Source organism: Huaxiibacter chinensis (assembly GCF_022171985.1).
Lineage (GTDB): Bacteria > Pseudomonadota > Gammaproteobacteria > Enterobacterales > Enterobacteriaceae > Enterobacter > Enterobacter chinensis_A.
Window position 1 is genome coordinate 1 of sequence record NZ_JAJVHF010000070.1, and the last position, 571, is coordinate 571.

At 63.6% G+C, this 571-nt stretch carries 1 pseudogene; it reads right to left on the reverse strand.

From position 1 onward, the window contains the following. Window positions 1–571: pseudogene (locus LZP96_RS23975) on the reverse strand (autotransporter adhesin BigA); the annotation flags it as partial.

The window sequence follows — 571 nt, forward strand, 5'->3', positions numbered from 1 at the left end:
TAAAGGTCTTCGCGCCCTCGCTGCGGAACTCCAGATACTGCTGACGCGCGTCGGAATCGGCCACCTTGTTCACGTCGCCATACGCCACCGAGCGGCTGCTCTCCAGGTTATGCACGTCGTAGCGCAGGGCGTTATTCCAGTCGATGCCGTTTTCAAACGCCACGCGGTGCTTCAGGCCAAGGAACTGGCTGTAACCCCCGGTCACGCCGTTATCGCCCGCTTTTGATGCGCCGTCACCGTCCAGACGGGCGATGCCGTACTCCATGGTCAGGCTCTGGGTGTCCGTCAGGTCCAGCGTCTGGCGCAGGGCCAGCATGTCGTACTGCGTGTCGTTGCCTAGCTCGGCGCGCGGGTCGCCTTTTGCCACCACGTTAAACGCCAGGCCGTTGCTGCCGAGCGACTGGGCGTTATCCGCCAGCATGTTGAAGCGGTTGCTCAACACGCGGGCTTCGCGGAAGACGGTGGTCGCCTGGCTGCCGCTGATTTGCTTCAGGGCGCTGTTCAGTTCGGCGGTGGTGCCCAGGTTGAGGCTGGTGTAGAGCTCGTTGCTGGTGTAGCCCGCGTCCAGCGC